A 22,169-nucleotide genomic window follows, 5' to 3' on the forward strand; every position below is an offset into this window, starting at 1 on the left:
AAATGGTTATATTCTATTTATGTTAAAATAGAATATAACCATTTTTAGGAGGCAATTATGAATCAAGAACTAATAGAAATCATAAAGAAAAATCATCCTTTTACAGAAAAACAAATTAAAACTGTACTAGAATTACTAGAAGATAAGAATACCGTGCCTTTTATAGCAAGATATAGAAAAGAATTAACTGGTGGACTTGATGAAGTTGAAATTAAACAAATTGAAAATGAATATACATATGCACTTAACTTGCATAATAGAAAAGAAGAAGTCATCAGATTAATTGATGAACAAGGTTTACTAACAGAAGACTTAAAAAATGACATTTTAAAACAAACAAAATTACAAAGAATAGAAGATTTATATCGACCATTTAAGAAAAAGAAAAAAACAAGAGCTACAGAAGCAAAACGAAAAGGGTTAGAACCTTTAGCTAAATGGATACTAGAAGGTACTTCTAATATTGATTTAGTAGAAGAAGCTTCAAAATATATTACTGAAGAAGTTGAATCTCATGAAGATGCCATCAAAGGTGCGCGAGATATTATAGCTGAAATGATTTCAGATGAACCTAAATACCGTAAATACATTTTAAACAGTGTTGAAAGACAAGGTAAATTAGTTACTGAGAAGAAAAAGAAAGCTGAAGATGAGAAAAATATCTTTGAAATGTACTATACATATGAAGAACCAATTAAGAAAATAGTACCTCACAGAGTTCTAGCAATTAACCGGGGAGAATCAGAAGGCATTTTAAAAGTAGGATTTGAAATAGATACAGCATCATTAGAAAGTTATTTAACGGCTCAATTTGTTGAAAAAGTACATAAACATATTGAAGTTATTAAAGAAGCCATTCAAGATAGTTTAAAAAGATTAATCTTACCTTCTATTGAAAGAGAGATTAGAAGTGAATTAACACAAAAAGCTGAAGAACATGCAATTGAGATTTTCTCTGAGAATTTAAAAAACCTCTTATTACAAGCACCATTAAAAGGTAAAAAAATTCTAGGACTAGATCCAGCTTACAGAACAGGTTGTAAGTTAGCAGTTATTAATGAATATGGCTCATTTGTTGATAAAAACGTGATATTTCCTCATCCACCAGTTTCTAAAACTGATCAAGCGGAAAAGATATTTGTAGATATGATAAAGAAACATAACATTGAATTAGTTGCGATTGGTAACGGAACAGCAAGTAGAGAATCAGAACAATTTGTAGCTGAAATGATTAAAAAGCATAACTTACCTTGCCAATTTGTTATCGTCAACGAGGCTGGCGCTTCAGTTTATTCAGCTTCAGATATTGCTAGAGAAGAATTTCCTGATTTTAAAGTTGAAGAGAGAAGTGCTGTATCTATAGGTAGACGCGTACAAGATCCATTAAGTGAACTTGTTAAAATAGATCCTAAATCAATCGGTGTAGGACAATATCAACATGATGTAAATCAAAAAGCACTAAGTGAAACTTTAAAATTCGTCGTGGAAACTGCTGTTAACCAAGTTGGTGTTGATGTGAATACAGCATCTCCATCGTTACTAAGTTATGTTTCTGGTCTTAGCAATACAGTTGCAAATAACATTATTAAATTTAGAGAAGAAAAAGGTGTTATTACACATCATTCAGAAATAGCTAAAGTTCCTAGATTAGGTAATAAAACATTTGAACAAAGTATTGGATTTTTAAGAATACTAGATGGAAGCGAACCACTTGATAAAACAGCTATTCACCCTGAAAGTTATGAAGCGGCTTATGCGCTGATTCAATATGTTGGTTTACAAAAAGAAGATATTGGTTCAGATGTATTAAAAGAAAAACTGAATAAATTAGATATACAAGATACAAGTGAAACATTAAATATAGGTATACCAACGCTAGAAGATATTATTGCTTCGTTAATAGCACCTTTAAGAGACCCAAGAGATGAATTTGAAACACCAATTTTAAAATCAGATGTTCTTTCTATGGAAGACTTGAAACCAAATATGGCTTTAAGTGGTACAGTACGAAATGTTGTAGACTTTGGTGCGTTTGTAGATATAGGTGTCAAACAAGATGGTCTTGTTCATATCTCTAAATTATCTAAAGGATATGTTAAGCATCCTATGAATGTTGTAAGTGTAGGAGATATAGTTGATGTTTGGGTATTAGATGTAAACCAAGAAAAACAAAAAGTATCATTAACTATGATAGACCCTAATGGACAATAAGGCACTTCAAGAACTTGTTTCTAATATATCAATGGAATATTTTAATAAGCCTTTTAAACATAATGCAGTATTTAACAAAAGGTTAAGAACAACTGGCGGAAGGTATCTATTAAATAGTCATGATATAGAAATTAATCCGAAACAATATGAAAATTTTGGTGTTGAAGCGCTTATAGATATTATTAAACATGAACTTTGTCATTATCATTTACATATAGAAGGTAAAGGATATCAGCATAAAGACAAAGCATTTAAAGAATTAAGTAACGAAGTAGGGGCACCACGATTTTGTAAAGCAGTTCAAAGTTATGAAGAACGAGCTAACTATTTATATCAATGTGGACAATGTAGGGCAGAATTCAAACGTATTAAACGTGTTAATACACGTAAATATAGATGTGGAACATGTGGTGGAAAGTTAAAAAATATAACATAAAGAATAATTGGGAAAGTACTACACTAAAAATATGCTAGTGTAGTATTTTTTATATAAATTTTTAATGAAAAAGCATTGACGAAATAATTGATCCGGCGTATTATAGTTAATGTTGCTTGAACGAAACGTAACAAATAATAAGACAAGTTATTCGATGTAAAATTACATTAAAAAGTTAAGTATTTTTATTGACTTTGTAAACTTAATGTAATATACTTAATGACAGTCACTTAAATAACAAATTGATTGAGTACTGCAAACCATGCGCGGTCGTGGCGGAATGGCAGACGCGCTAGGTTGAGGGCCTAGTGGGAGAAATCCCGTGGAGGTTCAAATCCTCTCGGCCGCACCATTCATCAATTTTAATATAGCTAAGCGGGTGTAGTTTAGTGGTAAAACCTCAGCCTTCCAAGCTGATGTTGTCGGTTCGATTCCGATCACCCGCTCCAAATTATTTTATAATGAACATTGAAAACTGAATGACAATATGTCAACGTTAATTCCAATAATTGAGTACTAAAAGTACTTCAGAGTGATTGGCTTAACCAATCAAAAATGAGCTTATCAAGCTTACTTCTTTTATGGAGAGTTTGATCCTGGCTCAGGATGAACGCTGGCGGCGTGCCTAATACATGCAAGTCGAGCGAACAGATGAGAAGCTTGCTTCTCTGATGTTAGCGGCGGACGGGTGAGTAACACGTGGGTAACCTACCTATAAGACTGGGATAACTCCGGGAAACCGGGGCTAATACCGGATAATATTTTGAACCGCATGGTTCAATAGTGAAAGACGGTTTCGGCTGTCACTTATAGATGGACCCGCGCCGTATTAGCTAGTTGGTAAGGTAATGGCTTACCAAGGCGACGATACGTAGCCGACCTGAGAGGGTGATCGGCCACACTGGAACTGAGACACGGTCCAGACTCCTACGGGAGGCAGCAGTAGGGAATCTTCCGCAATGGGCGAAAGCCTGACGGAGCAACGCCGCGTGAGTGATGAAGGTCTTCGGATCGTAAAACTCTGTTGTTAGGGAAGAACAAATTTGTTAGTAACTGAACAAGTCTTGACGGTACCTAACCAGAAAGCCACGGCTAACTACGTGCCAGCAGCCGCGGTAATACGTAGGTGGCAAGCGTTATCCGGAATTATTGGGCGTAAAGCGCGCGTAGGCGGTTTCTTAAGTCTGATGTGAAAGCCCACGGCTCAACCGTGGAGGGTCATTGGAAACTGGGAAACTTGAGTGCAGAAGAGGAGAGTGGAATTCCATGTGTAGCGGTGAAATGCGCAGAGATATGGAGGAACACCAGTGGCGAAGGCGGCTCTCTGGTCTGTAACTGACGCTGATGTGCGAAAGCGTGGGGATCAAACAGGATTAGATACCCTGGTAGTCCACGCCGTAAACGATGAGTGCTAAGTGTTAGGGGGTTTCCGCCCCTTAGTGCTGCAGCTAACGCATTAAGCACTCCGCCTGGGGAGTACGACCGCAAGGTTGAAACTCAAAGGAATTGACGGGGACCCGCACAAGCGGTGGAGCATGTGGTTTAATTCGAAGCAACGCGAAGAACCTTACCAAATCTTGACATCCTTTGACCGCTCTAGAGATAGAGTCTTCCCCTTCGGGGGACAAAGTGACAGGTGGTGCATGGTTGTCGTCAGCTCGTGTCGTGAGATGTTGGGTTAAGTCCCGCAACGAGCGCAACCCTTAAGCTTAGTTGCCATCATTAAGTTGGGCACTCTAGGTTGACTGCCGGTGACAAACCGGAGGAAGGTGGGGATGACGTCAAATCATCATGCCCCTTATGATTTGGGCTACACACGTGCTACAATGGATAATACAAAGGGCAGCGAATCCGCGAGGCCAAGCAAATCCCATAAAATTATTCTCAGTTCGGATTGTAGTCTGCAACTCGACTACATGAAGCTGGAATCGCTAGTAATCGTAGATCAGCATGCTACGGTGAATACGTTCCCGGGTCTTGTACACACCGCCCGTCACACCACGAGAGTTTGTAACACCCGAAGCCGGTGGAGTAACCTTTTAGGAGCTAGCCGTCGAAGGTGGGACAAATGATTGGGGTGAAGTCGTAACAAGGTAGCCGTATCGGAAGGTGCGGCTGGATCACCTCCTTTCTAAGGATATTACGGAATGACCATTAGGTCATGGAATAACGAAGACATATTGTATTCAGTTTTGAATGTTTATAACATTCAACATTGCACATTGAAAACTAGATAAGTAAGCAATAGATTTTACCAAGCAAAAAACCGAGTGAATTTCTAACGAAATTCAACAAGCTTAATAATCGCGCGTCGTCTTTATAGACGACATCACAGATTAATAACAGTTATTTTCTTAAACGTTATGTATAAGGAAATATAGATTAAGTTATTAAGGGCGCACGGTGGATGCCTTGGCACTAGAAGCCGAAGAAGGACGTTACTAACGACGATATGCTTTGGGGAGCTGTAAGTACGCTTTGATCCAGAGATTTCCGAATGGGGAAACCCAGCATGAGTTATGTCATGTTATCCGCATATGAATACATAGTATGTGAGAAGGCACACCCGGAGAACTGAAACATCTTAGTACCCGGAGGAAGAGAAAGAAAACTCGATTCCCTGAGTAGCGGCGAGCGAAACGGGAAGAGCCCAAACCAATAGGCTTGCCTATTGGGGTTGTAGGACACTCAATACGGAGTTACAAAGGAAATGATTAGACGAATGGTTTTGGAAAAGCCAACCATAGAAGGTAAAGGTCCTGTAGTCGAAAGTCATTTCTCTCCTGAGTGGATCCTGAGTACGGCGGAACACGTGAAATTCCGTCGGAATCTGGGAGGACCATCTCCCAAGGCTAAATACTCTCTAGTGACCGATAGTGAACCAGTACCGTGAGGGAAAGGTGAAAAGCACCCCGGAAGGGGAGTGAAATAGAACCTGAAACCGTGTGCTTACAAATAGTCAGAGCCCGTTAATGGGTGATGGCGTGCCTTTTGTAGAATGAACCGGCGAGTTACGATTTGATGCAAGGTTAAGCAGTAAATGTGGAGCCGTAGCGAAAGCGAGTCTGAATAGGGCGAATGAGTATCTGGTCGTAGACCCGAAACCAAGTGATCTACCCATGTCCAGGTTGAAGTTCAGGTAACACTGAATGGAGGACCGAACCGACTTACGTTGAAAAGTGAGCGGATGAGGTGTGGGTAGCGGAGAAATTCCAATCGAACTTGGAGATAGCTGGTTCTCTCCGAAATAGCTTTAGGGCTAGCCTCAAGTGATGATTATTGGAGGTAGAGCACTGTTTGGACGAGGGGCCCCTCTCGGGTTACCGAATTCAGACAAACTCCGAATGCCAAATAATTTAACTTGGGAGTCAGACTATGGGTGATAAGGTCCGTAGTCGAAAGGGAAACAGCCCAGACCACCAGCTAAGGTCCCAAAATATATGTTAAGTGGAAAAGGATGTGGCGTTGCCCAGACAACTAGGATGTTGGCTTAGAAGCAGCCATCATTTAAAGAGTGCGTAATAGCTCACTAGTCGAGTGACACTGCGCCGAAAATGTACCGGGGCTAAACATATTACCGAAGCTGTGGATTATCCGTAAGGATAATGGTAGGAGAGCGTTCTAAACGTGTCGAAGCATGATCGTAAGGACATGTGGAATGTTTAGAAGTGAGAATGCCGGTGTGAGTAGCGAAAGATGGGTGAGAATCCCATCCACCGATTGACTAAGGTTTCCAGAGGAAGGCTCGTCCGCTCTGGGTTAGTCGGGACCTAAGCCGAGGCCGATAGGCGTAGGCGATGGATAACAGGTAGATATTCCTGTACCACCTATGATTGTTTGAACGATGGGGGGACGCAGTAGGATAGGCGAAGCGTGCTGTTGGAGTGCACGTCCAAGCAATAAGACTGAGTGTTAGGCAAATCCGGCACTCGTAAGGTTGAGTTGTGATGGGGAGTTGGATCATGTATCCGACGAGTCGTTGATTTCACACTGCCAAGAAAAGCCTCTAGTTAGAAAATAGGTGCCCGTACCGCAAACCGACACAGGTAGTCAAGATGAGAATTCTAAGGTGAGCGAGCGAACTCTCGTTAAGGAACTCGGCAAAATGACCCCGTAACTTCGGGAGAAGGGGTGCTTTTTAGGGTGCAAGCCTTGAAGAGCCGCAGTGAATAGGCCCAAGCGACTGTTTATCAAAAACACAGGTCTCTGCTAAACCGTAAGGTGATGTATAGGGGCTGACGCCTGCCCGGTGCTGGAAGGTTAAGAGGAGTGGTTAGCTTCTGCGAAGCTACGAATCGAAGCCCCAGTAAACGGCGGCCGTAACTATAACGGTCCTAAGGTAGCGAAATTCCTTGTCGGGTAAGTTCCGACCCGCACGAAAGGCGTAACGATTTGGGCACTGTCTCAACGAGAGACTCGGTGAAATCATAGTACCTGTGAAGATGCAGGTTACCCGCGACAGGACGGAAAGACCCCGTGGAGCTTTACTGTAGCCTGATATTGAAATTTGGCACAGCTTGTACAGGATAGGTAGGAGCCTTTGAAACGTGAGCGCTAGCTTACGTGGAGGCGCTGGTGGGATACTACCCTGGCTGTGTTGACTTTCTAACCCGCACCATTTGATCATGGTGGGAGACAGTGTCAGGCGGGCAGTTTGACTGGGGCGGTCGCCTCCTAAAGAGTAACGGAGGCGCTCAAAGGTTCCCTCAGAATGGTTGGAAATCATTCGCAGAGTGTAAAGGCACAAGGGAGCTTGACTGCGAGACCTACAAGTCGAGCAGGGTCGAAAGACGGACTTAGTGATCCGGTGGTTCCGCATGGAAGGGCCATCGCTCAACGGATAAAAGCTACCCCGGGGATAACAGGCTTATCTCCCCCAAGAGTTCACATCGACGGGGAGGTTTGGCACCTCGATGTCGGCTCATCGCATCCTGGGGCTGTAGTCGGTCCCAAGGGTTGGGCTGTTCGCCCATTAAAGCGGTACGCGAGCTGGGTTCAGAACGTCGTGAGACAGTTCGGTCCCTATCCGTCGTGGGCGTAGGAAATTTGAGAGGAGCTGTCCTTAGTACGAGAGGACCGGGATGGACATACCTCTGGTGTACCAGTTGTCGCGCCAGCGGCATAGCTGGGTAGCTATGTATGGACGGGATAAGTGCTGAAAGCATCTAAGCATGAAGCCCCCCTCAAGATGAGATTTCCCAACTTCGGTTATAAGATCCCTCAAAGATGATGAGGTTAATAGGTTCGGGGTGTAAGCGCAGTAATGTGTGTAGCTGACGAATACTAATCGATCGAAGACTTAATCAAATTTTAAATCGGTTTTAGCCGTAAAATCTGCTTACTATCTAGTTTTGAATGTACAATACATTCATCATAAGTTATTACTATTTGTCTGGTGACGATAGCAAAGAGGTCACACCTGTTCCCATGCCGAACACAGAAGTTAAGCTCTTTAGCGCCGATGGTAGTTGGGCTTACGTTCCGCGAGAGTAGGACGTTGCCGGGCAAATGTTTATAAATGGATGCGATGAGCCGTACTCGAGACCTGTTAGGTCTCTTTTTTTATGTTTAAACTTAGTTAAAATAAAGTAGAAGATAAAGGTCATATACTGTACTTATTAAATAAATTTATATTATAGGATCTATAACTAAAAAACATCTCATTTCTCTGCTTATAACAGGAAGAAATGAGATGTTTTAATGTGATTTTGTCTTATATTAGTAGTGAATAAAGCATTTTATTCTTATTAATATAGATGTATTTAGGATCAAATTCGCTAACGTTCTTATAAAGTTGGTCTAAATCATTATGATCTTTAAGTTGGATACCTATAATAACAGAACCTGTATTTTGGCTCGATTTTTTTAAGTATTCAAATTTTGTAATATCATCATTTGGTCCAAGCACTTCGTTAACAAATTCTCTTAATGCACCTGGTCTTTGTGGGAAGTTAACAATAAAGTAATGTTTCATATCTTCAAATAAAAGTGAGCGTTCCTCAATTTCTTTCATTCGGTTAATATCATTGTTACCACCACTGACAATACAAATAACATTTTTACCTTTAATTTCATTTTTATAATGATTAAGTGCAGTGACGCTTAGTGCGCCAGCTGGTTCTGCAATAATAGCTTGTTTAGAGTACATATCTAGGATTGTACTACATACTTCACCTTCATCTACAGCAACAAAGTCATCAACAACATTTTTTGAAATTTCGAATGTTAATTGTCCAACTTTTCCTACTGAAGCGCCATCTACAAATTTATCGATATCTGTTAATGTAACAATTTTATTAGCTTTAACAGATTGAGCCATACTGCTTGCTCCAAGTGGTTCTACACCAATGACTTGTGTAGTAGGCGTTGTATCTTTAAGATATGTGCCTACTCCTGAAATTAAGCCACCGCCACCGATTGCAGCAAAGCAATAATCAAATTTGATGTTTTCTTCTTCTGCATAATCTACTATTTCTTTAGCAATCGTACCTTGACCAGCAATTGTATTAATATTATCGAATGGATCAATAAAGCTTAATCCAAATTGTTCAGTATAATCTAATGCATGTTTTAAGCAATCATCAAAAGTATCGCCAATTAATTCTATTTGTACAAATTCACCACCGAAAAATTTAACTTGATTAATTTTTTGAGCTGGTGTTGTTACTGGCATAAATATAACAGCTTTGATTTCAAGTTGTTTAGCTGTGAATGCGATTCCTTGTGCATGATTACCTGCGCTCGCACAACTAACGCCATTTGCTCGTTCTTCGAATGTTAACTGATTAATTGCATAGTACGCACCTCTTAATTTAAAGGAACGTACCCATTGCAAATCTTCTCTTTTTAAATATACATTACAGTCAAACTTCTGTGATAAATACATATCTTTTTCTAAAGGTGTTTCTTTTACTGTATCTTTTAATTTTAAAAATGCTTCTTCTATATCTTCAGCACTTAAACGTGTTTTTAAGGTCATTCTACCACTCCCAATTAGTTGTGCATTTTTTCATATTGGTTGATCTGTTCTTCATAAGTTAATGTAATAGCAATATCATCTAAACCGTTAATCAATTTATTCTTCCATGTAGCGTCTATATCAAAATGATATTTTGCTTCAGGTGTAATGATTAGTTGGTCAGGTAAATCAATCGTTATTTCACTATGTTGAGCTATTGCTTCTCTGTCTTCTTTATTTTCAATAGCAATAGGTAACATACCATTTTTAGTACAGTTCATATAAAATATATCACTGAAACTACCTGCTATAATAATTAAGAATCCAAAGTCTTTTAATGCCCATGCAGCGTGTTCTCTTGATGAACCACAACCAAAATTATCACCTGAAATGAGAATGCTTGCACCTTTATATTCTGGTTTATTTAAGTTGAAATCTGGATTATCAGAGCCATCTTCTAAATAACGCCATTCGTCGAATAAGAAGGGGCCAAAACCAGTTTTAGAAATTCTTTTCAAAAAAGCTTTTGGAATGATTTGATCCGTATCAATATTATCATTGAGTAGGGGAACTGTTTTACCATTAAAAATATTAATTGGTTCCATTTAAATGACCACCTTTCTAGTATCTACAAATCTACCGTTAATAGCTGCTGCTGCTGCCATTGCTGGAGATACGAGATGCGTTCTTGCACCTTTACCTTGACGACCTTCAAAGTTACGGTTACTAGTTGAGGCACAGTGAACACCGTTAGGAACTTGGTCAGGGTTCATTCCTAGACACATTGAACATCCAGGTTCACGCCAATCAAATCCTGCTTCTTTGAAAATTTTATCTAGACCAAGCGCTTCTGCTTGAAGTTTAACACTTCTAGAGCCAGGAACGACTATTGCTGTAATGTCTTGATGGACTTTATGACCATCTACAATTTTACTTGCTTCAATAAGATCTGAGAGTCTTGCATTTGTACAAGAACCAAGGAAAACATAACCTAGAGGAATATCTCTAGCAGTTTGACCTGGTTGAAGGCCCATGTAATTATAGGCTCTTTCATCATTTAAATCCTTAATTTCTGGGAATGGTGTATTAAAACTAACACCCATTTCAGGACTTGTACCCCAAGTGACTTGTGGTTCAAGGTCACTTACGTCTACAGTAATCACTTTATCGTAAGTAGCATCTTCGTCAGAATATAAAGTCTTCCAATCTTCAATAGCTACTTCAAAGTTCTCTGGTTGATATTTACGTCCTCTTACATATTCAAAAGTTGTTTCATCTGGCTTCATCATGCCATATTTAGCACCAGCTTCGATAGCCATATTACAAATTGTCATTCGCTCATCCATTGTCATATTAGAAATAGCTTCACCAGCGAATTCTAAAGCGTAACCAGTACCAAAATCAACGCCGTGTTGATTGATTAAGTATAGGATAATATCTTTAGCATAAACACCAGTTGGCAATGTACCATCAACTTGAATTTTCAAGTTCTTTGGTTTAGTTTGCCATAGTGTTTGAGTTGCAAAAACATGTTCTACTTCACTTGTACCTATACCAAAAGCAATAGCTCCAAATGCACCATGCGTTGCAGTATGTGAATCTCCACATACGATAGTTTTACCTGGTTGTGTTAATCCTGTTTCTGGGCCAACCATATGCACGATACCTTGTTCATCTGAACCCATATCAAATAACTTTACACCAAATGCTTCACAGTTTTTTTGCAAAGCACTAATTTGTTTATTAGCAATTTCATCTCTAATATTGAATATATCAATTGTAGGTACATTATGATCCAATGTTCCAAACGTTCGATCGGGACGTCTTACTTTCCTATTTTGTAATCTTAAGCCTTCGAATGCTTGAGGAGATGTAACTTCATGAATAAGGTGTAAGTCGATGTATAATAATTGGGGTTCACCTTCTTTACCAGCTATTATATGTCGATTCCATACTTTATCAAATAATGTTTGAGACATGTCGTTTTCCTCCTTCTAAATATTATTTTTGATTGCTTCGAAGACTTCAGATGTACTGTTATTTCCACCTAAATCTTTAGTTGCAATACCTTTCTTGATTGTTCTAAATACGATATCTTCTAAATATTGTGCGCATTCATGTTGATGTAAACTTTCTCTAATACACATTGCTAATGATAGTAACATACCACTAGGGTTTGCTTTATCTTGACCAGCTATATCAGGTGCAGAACCATGTATTGGTTCATATAAACTTGGTCCATTCTCACCAAAACTTGCAGAAGGTGAAAGGCCAAGTGATCCTGGAATAACTGAAGCTTCATCACTTAGAATATCTCCAAATAAATTTTCAGTTACAATAACATCAAACTGTTTAGGATTTGTAATTAAATGCATGCTACATGCGTCTACTAAGAGATGATTAAGTGTGACATCTGGATAATCTTTAGAAACTTGTTCTAATGTTTGTCTCCAAAGTTTTGAAGAGCTAAGTACATTTTCTTTATCTACTGATGTAACGATTTTATTTCGTTTAGTAGCTAACTGAAATGCAACGTGTGCGATTCTTGTAATTTCTTCTTTAGTATATGCAAGAGTGTCAATCGCTTTTTCATCATCAAAATATTTCGGTTCTCCAAAATACAAACCACCCGTTAATTCACGTACAATAATAAAATCAGTACCTTTTACGAGTTCTTCTTTTAATGGTGATAAATGTGCAGTGGATTCAGTAACAATTGTTGGTCTAATGTTAGCAAATAAATTTAATGCTTTTCTAATACCTAATAGGCCGTGTTCTGGTCTATTTTTTGGATCAGTCCATTTAGGACCACCAACGGCTCCTAATAATATTGCATCACTGTTTTGACAAGCAGTTAAAGTTTCTGGAGGTAAAGGCTCGCCATGTTTATCAATGGCGATACCTCCAAAATCTTTAGTGTCTATTTCATAATCAAAATTAAATTTCTTTGATAATAATTCTAGTATTTCAATACTACCTTCTAAAATTTCTGGACCGATTCCATCACCGGGTAGAGCAGTGATTTTGTATGTCATGACTTTACGCCTTCTTTCAATTTGTTCTCACTGTGTTTAGCATGTGCTTCAACATATGCCTTACAAGAAGCATATAGAATATCGTAGTCAATACCGATACCTGTGTATACTTCATCTTCAAATTCTACTTGAACGTGTACTTCAGCTTGAGCATCCGTACCTTCTGTAATAGATTCAATTCGATATTGTTGTAATTCAGGCGTATAATCAAAAATTCTATCAATTGCATTATAAATTGATGTAATTGAACCTGAACCAATAGATGAGTCTTTATAAGTATTTCCTTCTTTATCTTCAATAACGACAACAGCGCTTTGTAAGCCATTTGATACAAATTGAAGTTGAAGTGCATTTACTTTATAGTATGCATTTTCTTCATGTTCACTACCTTGAAGGATAGCGTGTATATCTCGATCAGTTACTTGTTTTTTCTTATCTGCGACTGATTTGAATTGTTTAAATACTTCCACTTGTTCATCTGGTGAGAGATTATATCCAAGTTCTACTAACTTTTCACTAAATGCGTGTTTACCAGATAGTTTACCAAGTGGTAATGAGTTCTTAACAACACCGACAAGTTGAGGTGTCATAATTTCATAAGTTTCAGGGTTTTTCAAAATACCATCTTGATGAATACCAGATTCATGACTGAATGCATTTTGACCAACGATTGCTTTATTTCTAGGGACTCGAAGACCTGAATATCTACTTACCATGTCACTTGTGCTCTTAGTTTCAGCTAAATTGATATTAGTAGATAGGTTGTAATGATCTTGTCTAACGTGTAGTGCAAGTGCAATTTCTTCAAGAGCAGTATTGCCAGCACGTTCGCCGATTCCATTAATTGCACCTTCAACTCTTCTTGCACCATTTTCAAAAGCAGATAGGGCATTTGCTACAGCAAGACCTAAATCATCATGACAATGAGAACTATATATCACTTCATGATCACTTTGAATTGTTTCAATAAGTGTCTTAAAGATTTGACCATATTCTGTAGGATAAGAATAACCAACCGTATCTGGAATATTGATAATGTCTGCACCAGCATCAACTGCTGTTTGTACTGCTTTAATTAAAAATGGTAAAGGTGTTCTTGTAGCATCTTCAGGTGAAAATTGAACTTTTTCAAATAATGTTTTTGCATAAGTTACATTTTCTGTTATAGATGCTAATACTTGTTCTTCAGTCATTTTCAATTTATATTCCAAGTGGATAGGGCTAGTTGCTAAGAAAACATGAATTTGTCTATGCTGTGCTTCTTTTGTTGATTCATGTACAGCATCGATATCTGACTTTTTACATCTAGCTAACCCACAAACTGCAGTTGTTGTTAATGCTTTAGCAATACTTTCTACTGATTTAAAACTACCTTCACTAGAAGCGGGGAAGCCAGCTTCTATTACATCGACTCCCCATTTTTCTAGTTGTTTAGCAATTTTGAGACGTTCATCAAATGAAAAGCTGACGCCTGGTGTTTGTTCTCCATCTCTTAGTGTTGTATCAAATATTTGAATATGGTCTGACATAATAATCCTCTCCTTAAATTCTAGTACTTTTATTTAGTTTGAATACTTTTAGCTTTAACGAATGGCATCATGTCACGTAATTCTCTACCTACTGATTCGATTTGATGTCCTTGTTGTTCTTTACGCATTCTTAGGAATTCTTCAAAGCCATTTTCGTTATCTTTAATGAAGCGATCACTGAAAGCTCCTGTTTGAATATCTTTAAGTACTTCTTTCATATTATCTTTAACATCAGGTGTGATAACACGTTCACCAGATACATAATCACCAAATTCTGCAGTGTTTGAAATAGAATAACGCATGTTTTCCATTCCGCCTTCATACATTAAATCAACGATTAATTTCATTTCATGTAATACTTCGAAGTAAGCAATTTCTGGTTGATAGCCAGCTTCAACTAATGTTTCGAAACCTGATTGGATAAGTTTCGTTACACCACCACAAAGAACTGCTTGTTCACCAAATAAATCAGTTTCAGTTTCTTCTTCAAAGCTTGTGCCGATAACACCAGCTCTAGTAGCACCGATACCTTTTGCATAACTTAATGCTAATTGAGTTGCGTTACCTGTAGCATCTTGGTATACAGCGTATAGTGCAGGCACAGCACTTCCTTCAGTAAATGTACGTCTAACTAGGTGACCTGGTCCTTTTGGTGCAACTAAGAATACATCTACGTTTGCTGGTGGTTGAATAACTTTAAAGTGAATATTAAATCCATGAGCAAATACTAAAGCATTTCCTTCATCTAAGTTAGGTTCAATTTCTTCTTTATAAACTTGTCCTTGAATTTCATCTGGTAATAGAATCATTACAACGTCAGATTGTTTTACCGCTTCATCTACTGGATATACTTCAAAACCATCTTCTTTAGCTTGATCAAATGATTTACCTGGACGAATACCAATTACAACATCATATCCGTTATCTTTTAAGTTCTGAGCATGTGCATGCCCTTGTGAACCATATCCAACTACTGCGATTTTCTTACCTTGTAATGCGTCCTCTGTTACCGTGTTGTCATAAAATACTTTAGTCATAATAAATGCCTCCATTAATTTGTTTTATTTTGTATTATAGTAATCCTGCAGAACCTGTTCGTGACACTTGTGTCACAGGATATATTTTTAAATCATCCAATAGATTTTCTATTGTTTGATGGGTTCCAATTGCTTGAATATAAATATAATCTTCTAAATCTTTTAAAATGGTTAATTGATCTTCATAAGGCTTAATGATTTTTTCGAATGTTTGATAATCGTCAGGATGACCTAACTTGATTAAAATAAGTTCTCTATTAAAAAGGTTGTTATCTGTAATATCTAGGGCAGATATTACATTTACTTGCTTTTCTAACTGCTTAATAATTGTTTCTGTACTACTTTCATCTGAAACATCCACAATAAATGTAATATTTGTGATGCCCTCTGTTTCAGTAGGCGTTGCAGAAAGAGAAACAATGTTGTATTGTCTCCTTACAAAAATGCTTGTAAGTCGGTTGAGTGTACCCGCTCTATCGAGTACTTGAGTCTTAATTGTTCTTTTCATTATTCAACGCCCTCCATTTTGTAGTTTGGTTGTCCACTTGGAACCATTGGAAGTACTGGTTCAGAAGGGGAAATTCTAATTTCGATTAAGGCTGGGCCTTTATGAGCGAATGCTTCATCAAGTGTAGATTCTAATTTATCGTTAGAATCGATCATGAAACCTTTAACACCATAGCTTTCAGATAGCTTCATAAAGTCAGGCTGCCCAGCAAATACTGAATGAGAAAAACGTTGGCTATAAAATTTATCTTGCCATTGTTTAACCATACCTAAAGCACCATTGTTGATTAGTACGATTTTGATGTCATTATCAAATTCATTTAAAATGGCCATTTCTTGGTTAGTCATTTGGAATCCACCGTCACCAACAAATGCAACTACTGTCTTGTCAGGGTGTGCAAACTTGGCACCCATTGCTGCTGGGATACCGAAGCCCATTGTACCGAGACCACCGCTTGTAATAATTTGCCCATGTGTTTTAAATGGATAATATTGTGCAACCCACATTTGATGTTGACCTACATCTGTAGCAACAAGTGCATCTCCGTTTGTAATCTTTCCGATATACTCAATTGCTTGTTGTGGCTTAATAAAGTCATCAGTTGGTTTGTCATATCTAAATGGATATGTTGCTTTATTAGATAGACAATGTTCATACCATTCATGATGGATAAGTTCATGTGCTTCGTATTCTAAAAGTGCTTCTAATGTTTGTTTTGCATCGGCAATAATACCTAAATCTGTAGGAATGATTTTGTTAATTTCACATGGATCGATATCTACATGAATAACTTTAGCGTCTTTCGCAAATTCATCTGGGTTGCTTGCTAGACGATCATCAAATCGACTTCCAAAGTTAATTAACAAATCACATTCCGTTAATGCCATGTTACTTGCATATGATCCATGCATACCGCCCATTCCTAAGAATAATGGGTCAGAGTAGGGGATAGAACCTAATCCTAGCAAAGTGTTTACAACAGGGATTTTGTATTTATTAGCAAATGCTGTAAGTTCCTTTGAAGCTTCAGCATGGTTTACACCAGCTCCAGCAAGTATAATAGGCTTCTTTGCTAAACGAATCATTTGAATAATTTGTTCAATCTCTTTATCTTCTGGTGTTAAGTTTATGTGATATCCCGGTAAATTAAGTTCTCTTGGAGAAACTTCAACTGTTTCTAGAACACCGATATCTTTAGGAAAATCAATGACAACCGGCCCTTTACGACCAGTTGAAGCAATATGAAATGCTTCATCAATAATCTTTGGAATATCTTTTACATCAGTTATTTGATAATTATGCTTTGTAATAGGTGTTGTCATAGAGAGTAAATCAGCTTCTTGGAAAGCGTCTTTACCAATACCTGGTCTGTGTACTTGTCCTGTAAGTACAACTAGTGGAATTGAGTCACTCATAGCATCAGCTATTCCAGTAATAGTGTTAGTTGCGCCAGGCCCGCTTGTAACGACTACAACACCAGGTTTACCTGTAACTCTTGCATATCCTTCAGCTGCGTGAACTGCACCTTGCTCGTGTCTCGTGAGAATATGAGGCACTTTACCTTCATAAAAGGCATCATATAAAGGTAAGACAGCGCCACCAGGATATCCAAAGATGTAATCGACTTCTTGATCGATAAAGGATTGGACAAGTAATTCTGCCCCCGTGTAAGTTATTGTCTTTTCTTTAGTTGCTTCATCTGGTTCTTTGTATGATTTAGTAGTTAGTGCCATGCAAATCACTCCTTAAATTAGTTCGTCCGGTACTTTCAAGATGCCTCCTGTATTTGCACTTGTTACAAGGGCAGTGTATCTTGCAAGATAACCAGTCTTAACTTTAGCTTTAAATGGTTCAATGTTTTGTTTTCTAGCATGTAATTCTGCTTCAGAGACATTTACATCTAATGTACGATTCGTTAAATCAATGATGATTTCATCACCGTCTTGGATGAGTCCTATAGGTCCACCCGCGGCAGCTTCTGGTGAAATATGTCCGACAGCGATACCTCTTGTTGCACCTGAGAATCGACCATCTGTAATTAATGCAACATCTTTACCTAAACCTCTACCGACGATAGATGAAGTAGGTGCTAACATTTCCGGCATTCCAGGTCCACCTTTAGGGCCTTCATAACGAATGACAACAACGTGACCTTCTCTAACAGTATGGTTATCAATTGCTTCAACCGCTTCATCATGTGAACTAAAGCAAATCGCTTTACCAACAAATTTCTTGATTGATGGATCAACACCACCAACTTTAATAGCTGCACCATCTGGCGCGATATTTCCAAATAACATTGATAAGCCACCAGTTTCAGAGAATGGATTATCTCTTGTATGGATAACTTCTGTATTTTTAATTTCACGATGTTCGTTATTTTCTCTTAATGTTTTACCAGTGACTGTAATACGGTCAGGATGTAAAACATTATCGAGTTTGAGTAATTCACCGATGATGGCTGGTACACCGCCTGCTTCATGTACGTCATGCATTGAGTATGAAGAACTTGGTGCAATTTTAGATAGGTAAGGTGTACGTTTAGCTATTTCATTTACTCTATTTAAGTCATAATCGATACCAGCTTCATTTGCTAAAGCTAAAGTATGAAGGACAGTATTTGTAGAACCACCCATTGCCATATCTAAAGCAAATGCATCATCAATTGCATCTTTAGTAATGATGTCTTTAGGTTTAATGTCTTTTTTAACTAAGTCCATTAGTTTAAAGGCTGCTTCTCTAATTAATTCTCTTCTTTCTTCTCCTACAGCAATAGCTGTTCCGTTATAAGGTAATGCTAATCCTAAGACTTCCATTAAGCAGTTCATTGAATTTGCTGTAAACATGCCTGCACATGAACCGCAAGTAGGGCATGCGTTCTTTTCCATATCTAAGAATTCTTCTTTCGTCATTGAACCACCTTTGAATGATCCAACTGCTTCAAACATTGAAGATAAAGTTAATGCTTTACCAGTTGCAGATAAACCAGCTTTCATTGGTCCACCTGAACAGAAGATTGCAGGTACGTTTGTTCTAACAGATGCTAGTAACATTCCTGGTGTAATCTTGTCACAGTTTGGCATGTAGAATACGCCGTCAAACCAGTGTGCGTTAATAACAGTTTCAGCTGCGTCAGCAATAACTTCTCTACTTGGTAATGAGTAGCGCATCCCGATGTGACCCATTGCTATACCATCGTCAACACCGATTGTATTGAATTCAAATGGAATACCACCTGCTTCTCTAATCGCTTCTTTTGCGATATCTGCCAATTCCCTTAAATGAACATGTCCTGGGACAATATCAATGTAAGAATTGCAAATCGCAATAAATGGTTTATTCATATCCGTTGGGCTCTTGATTTGTCCTGTTGCATGTAATAGGCTTCTTGCAGGTGCTTGGTGATCACCTTTTTTGATCATGTCACTTCTCATAATTACACTCCTCTAGAAAAATAAAAAAGCAACGTCCCAATAAATATGGGACGTTGCTTCGAGTCCCATTCAAGTAGAAATAGGACTTAAACCATACAGTAAATTGAAGCTTACTGTTGTTCGAGTCCTTCTGAGCGTAATAAAATCACTAATATGCTGTATTCGATTGTCGGTTTATTTGCCGTCATTGTGAAATTCATTACAACTCGTCCTTTCTTCTCAAATGTGAACCATATTTTTAGTTAAGATTTTTGAATAGTTAAAAAATTTATGTACTAAATTTAACGCATATCAGAATACATGTCAACAGAAGATTTAGATTTTTCTAAAAATTTAGATAATGTAAGCGCTTTACTGATAAATAAACCATTCATTACCCAATTAAATAAATATTTGTTATAATAGTTCAGTTAGTTTAAGTAAAGAAAAGGTAGGTGCCAAATTAGTGATTATTCAAGTTGACTCATTAGAAAAAACGCAGCAAATTGCTGAAAAATTAGCTCAAGTTGTAACTGAAAATGATATTATTTTGTTGAATGGAGATTTAGGAGCGGGTAAAACCACTTTTAGCCAATATTTCGGAAAGGCTTTAGGCGTTAAAAGAACCATTAATTCACCTACCTTTAATATAATAAAGTCCTACAAAGGAAGATTGCCTTTTCATCATATGGATTGTTATAGATTAGAAGATAGTGATGAAGACTTAGGATTTGATGAATACTTCAATGATAATGGTGTTACGATTATTGAATGGAGTGAATTCATTCAAGAATATTTACCAAAAGAGCGTTTAGAAATCAACATTAAGTATATAGACGCAGATAAAAGGGTGTTTGAAATAATTTCTAAAGGTGAACATTATAAACAGATAAAGGAAGTGCTAAATGATGACAACATTACTAATTGATACATCTAATCAACCATTAGCAGTAGCACTTGTTAAAGACGGAAATGTATTAATCAATTATCAGTCCAACATAAAAAAGAATCATTCATTACAATTAATGCCTGTTATTGAATCATTAATGGATGAAGCGCAATTAACACCTCAATCATTATCTGAAATAGTGGTTGCTAATGGTCCTGGTTCTTATACAGGTTTAAGAATTGGTATTACAACAGCAAAGACGATGGCATATACTTTGGATATTCCATTATATGAAGTTTCATCTTTAAAGGCATTAGCAGCAACATATGACTACGGAAATAATCTTATTGTACCTTTATTTGATGCTAGAAGAGACCATGTATTTGCTGGTGTTTATCAATATAAAGATGATAAATTAGAAACAATCAAAGACGATAGTTATATATCTATTGAAGCATTGAATCAATTTTTAAAATCACGAAATTATCCATATATATTTATTGGTCACGATGTATTAAAGTTACAAGATAAGTTAGAAGGTAGAAGTCTTTCGAAATTACCTGATGCTTCAATAATGTATAACATTAAAGAACAACCTGTGTTAAATGTTCATGAACTAAAACCAAGATATCTAAAATTATCAGAGGCGGAACAAAATTGGAAAAACAATCAAATGAAGCATTAGAAATCAGAAAAATGTCAATTGAAGATGTCCCTCAAGTATATGAAATAGAACATCATAGTTTTACACAAAGTTCATGGTCTATAGACGCATTCTATCATGAGTTAGAGAAAAATGAATTTGCGCATTATTTTGTAGTATCTATTGGTGAAGAAATTATCGCGTATTGCGGATTGTGGCTAGTCATTGATCAAGCACAAATAACGACTATTTCTGTTGCTGAGCAATATAGAGGTAATGGCATAGGTCAAATGCTATTAGAATATGCGATGACTTTTGCAAGTGCAACTTGTACGATGATGAGTTTAGAAGTAAGAGTGGATAATGAAGCGGCTAGACATGTTTATGAGAAAGCTGGCTTTACGTATGGTGGCGTTAGGAAAAATTATTATGGCGATGGAGAGGATGCTAAAGTGATGTGGGTGAGTCTAAAAAATGTCTGAATCAATTATATTAAGTATAGAATCAAGCTGTGATGAAACTGCAGCAAGTGTCATAAAAAACGGCAATGAAATTATTAGTAATGAAGTTGTTACACAAATGATGACACATAAAAAATTTGGCGGTGTAGTACCAGAAGTAGCGAGTCGTCAACACGTTGAAGTGATGACAACAGTGATTGATGAAGCTTTGAAAAATGCGAATATGCAAATGGATGACATTGACGCAATAGCCGTAACAGAAGGTCCAGGATTAATTGGTGCCTTACTTGTCGGTGTTGCAAGTGCCAAAGCCTTAGCATTTAGTCATCAAAAACCACTTATACCAGTTCATCATATTGCAGGGCATATTTATGCTAATCATCTCGTTAAACCATTAGAATTTCCATTAATTGCGCTTATCGTTTCAGGTGGGCATACAGAACTGATTTACATGAAAAATCATTTAGATTTTGAAGTTATAGGTGAAACACGTGATGATGCAGTTGGTGAGGCATATGACAAAGTTGCTAGAACAATAGGTTTACCATATCCAGGAGGTCCAGAAGTTGATAGACTTGCACAAATCGGTCAAGATACTTTGAATTTCCCTAGAGTTTGGTTAGAAAAAGACAGTTATGATTTCAGTTTCAGTGGTTTGAAAAGTGCAGTTATTAATACATTGCATAATAAAAAGCAAAAAAATGATGAAATCATAAAAGAAGATGTTGCGACTAGTTTCCAAAATAGTGTAGTTGAAGTACTTGTCGGTAAAACAATGGCCGCAGTTAAAGATTATGATGTTCAACACTTAATTGTGGCAGGTGGTGTAGCTGCGAATAAAGGTTTACGTCATGCACTTGAAGAAGAAACTGATAAATTAGGAATAGATCTTAGTATTCCACCATTAAATTTATGTACAGATAATGCTGCTATGATAGGGTCAGTAGCTCATTTCTTATATGAAAATAATCGCTTTTCAAATATGAAATTAAACGGTAAAAGTTCTCTAGATATTGAAGCATTTTAATATACAATAATTTGTAATATTG

Annotated in this window: 15 protein-coding genes, 2 tRNA genes and 3 rRNA genes; 11 read left to right on the forward strand and 9 right to left on the reverse strand. The window is 37.4% G+C overall.

Annotation, left to right across the window (positions count from 1 at the left end; genetic code table 11):
* Positions 1-57: 57 nt before the first annotated feature.
* The 7 genes from MHH94_RS04210 to rrf all read left to right on the forward strand — a co-directional run bounded on the left by MHH94_RS04210 (position 58) and on the right by rrf (position 8,153).
* A complete protein-coding gene (locus MHH94_RS04210) occupies positions 58-2,211 on the forward strand; it encodes a Tex family protein (RefSeq protein ID WP_048540865.1) in 2,154 nt (717 codons plus the stop codon).
* Positions 2,201-2,647 (forward strand): SprT family protein, encoded by a 447-nt coding sequence (locus tag MHH94_RS04215; protein WP_048540864.1) that lies wholly within the window; start codon positions 2,201-2,203, stop codon positions 2,645-2,647. Before MHH94_RS04210 ends, MHH94_RS04215 begins: the two co-directional genes overlap by 11 nt.
* 266 nt (positions 2,648-2,913) lie before the next feature.
* A tRNA-Leu gene (locus MHH94_RS04220) sits at positions 2,914-2,999 on the forward strand.
* A gap of 23 nt (positions 3,000-3,022) precedes the next feature.
* Positions 3,023-3,096: transfer RNA gene (locus MHH94_RS04225), tRNA-Gly, on the forward strand.
* A gap of 129 nt (positions 3,097-3,225) precedes the next feature.
* Positions 3,226-4,778 (forward strand): 16S ribosomal RNA (locus tag MHH94_RS04230).
* A 249-nt stretch (positions 4,779-5,027) separates the two neighbouring features.
* Positions 5,028-7,954: ribosomal RNA gene (locus MHH94_RS04235) — 23S ribosomal RNA — on the forward strand.
* 84 nt (positions 7,955-8,038) lie between these two features.
* Positions 8,039-8,153, forward strand: a 5S ribosomal RNA gene (rrf, locus tag MHH94_RS04240).
* Together the 16S, 23S and 5S rRNA genes with 2 tRNA genes alongside form the textbook arrangement of a ribosomal RNA operon.
* Positions 8,154-8,360: 207 nt before the next feature.
* On the opposite strand, the gene ilvA is transcribed toward rrf, so the two are convergent.
* The 9 genes from ilvA to ilvD are packed head-to-tail and all read right to left on the reverse strand — an operon-like array spanning position 8,361 to position 19,148.
* Positions 8,361-9,626, reverse strand: a complete 1,266-nt coding sequence (ilvA, locus tag MHH94_RS04245) for a threonine ammonia-lyase IlvA (protein ID WP_058592476.1) — start codon at positions 9,624-9,626, stop codon at positions 8,361-8,363.
* Between the two features lie 14 nt (positions 9,627-9,640).
* Entirely contained in the window at positions 9,641-10,210 is a 570-nt protein-coding gene (gene leuD, locus MHH94_RS04250) for a 3-isopropylmalate dehydratase small subunit (RefSeq protein WP_048540582.1), read from the reverse strand.
* Positions 10,211-11,584 (reverse strand): 3-isopropylmalate dehydratase large subunit, encoded by a 1,374-nt coding sequence (gene leuC / locus MHH94_RS04255; RefSeq protein ID WP_058592477.1) that lies wholly within the window; start codon positions 11,582-11,584, stop codon positions 10,211-10,213. It lies immediately after the preceding gene.
* A 15-nt stretch (positions 11,585-11,599) separates the two neighbouring features.
* Positions 11,600-12,640: a 3-isopropylmalate dehydrogenase gene (leuB, locus tag MHH94_RS04260; protein ID WP_340839837.1), complete on the reverse strand. Its 1,041-nt coding sequence runs from the start codon at positions 12,638-12,640 to the stop codon at positions 11,600-11,602.
* The gene (locus tag MHH94_RS04265; protein ID WP_048540585.1) at positions 12,637-14,169 is read right to left on the reverse strand and encodes a 2-isopropylmalate synthase; all 1,533 of its coding nucleotides are present in this window, start codon (positions 14,167-14,169) and stop codon (positions 12,637-12,639) included. Before MHH94_RS04265 ends, leuB begins: the two co-directional genes overlap by 4 nt.
* 29 nt (positions 14,170-14,198) lie before the next feature.
* Entirely contained in the window at positions 14,199-15,206 is a 1,008-nt protein-coding gene (gene ilvC / locus MHH94_RS04270) for a ketol-acid reductoisomerase (protein WP_058592479.1), read from the reverse strand.
* 34 nt (positions 15,207-15,240) lie between these two features.
* The gene (ilvN, locus tag MHH94_RS04275; protein WP_048540587.1) at positions 15,241-15,714 is read right to left on the reverse strand and encodes an acetolactate synthase small subunit; all 474 of its coding nucleotides are present in this window, start codon (positions 15,712-15,714) and stop codon (positions 15,241-15,243) included.
* A complete protein-coding gene (gene ilvB, locus MHH94_RS04280; RefSeq protein WP_048540588.1) occupies positions 15,714-17,447 on the reverse strand; it encodes a biosynthetic-type acetolactate synthase large subunit in 1,734 nt (577 codons plus the stop codon). Before ilvB ends, ilvN begins: the two co-directional genes overlap by 1 nt.
* A 12-nt stretch (positions 17,448-17,459) precedes the next feature.
* Complete coding sequence (gene ilvD, locus MHH94_RS04285) at positions 17,460-19,148, reverse strand: dihydroxy-acid dehydratase (protein ID WP_025905050.1); 1,689 nt, start codon at positions 19,146-19,148, stop codon at positions 17,460-17,462.
* 448 nt (positions 19,149-19,596) lie between these two features.
* On the opposite strand from ilvD, the gene tsaE reads away from it, so the two are divergent.
* The 4 genes from tsaE to tsaD are packed head-to-tail and all read left to right on the forward strand — an operon-like array spanning position 19,597 to position 22,147.
* Positions 19,597-20,055, forward strand: a complete 459-nt coding sequence (gene tsaE, locus MHH94_RS04290) for a tRNA (adenosine(37)-N6)-threonylcarbamoyltransferase complex ATPase subunit type 1 TsaE (protein ID WP_048540698.1) — start codon at positions 19,597-19,599, stop codon at positions 20,053-20,055.
* The gene (tsaB, locus tag MHH94_RS04295) at positions 20,036-20,701 is read left to right on the forward strand and encodes a tRNA (adenosine(37)-N6)-threonylcarbamoyltransferase complex dimerization subunit type 1 TsaB (protein WP_084756484.1); all 666 of its coding nucleotides are present in this window, start codon (positions 20,036-20,038) and stop codon (positions 20,699-20,701) included. The genes tsaE and tsaB overlap by 20 nt, the downstream gene beginning before the upstream one ends.
* Complete coding sequence (gene rimI / locus MHH94_RS04300) at positions 20,674-21,141, forward strand: ribosomal protein S18-alanine N-acetyltransferase (RefSeq protein ID WP_107603107.1); 468 nt, start codon at positions 20,674-20,676, stop codon at positions 21,139-21,141. Before tsaB ends, rimI begins: the two co-directional genes overlap by 28 nt.
* Positions 21,134-22,147 (forward strand): tRNA (adenosine(37)-N6)-threonylcarbamoyltransferase complex transferase subunit TsaD, encoded by a 1,014-nt coding sequence (gene tsaD, locus MHH94_RS04305; RefSeq protein ID WP_107603106.1) that lies wholly within the window; start codon positions 21,134-21,136, stop codon positions 22,145-22,147. The genes rimI and tsaD overlap by 8 nt, the downstream gene beginning before the upstream one ends.
* Positions 22,148-22,169: the final 22 nt, after the last annotated feature.

Origin of the sequence: Mammaliicoccus sp. FSL K6-3158, from assembly GCF_038005105.1 — a bacterium.
In the GTDB taxonomy this organism is placed as follows: Bacteria; Bacillota; Bacilli; order Staphylococcales; family Staphylococcaceae; genus Mammaliicoccus; species Mammaliicoccus sciuri.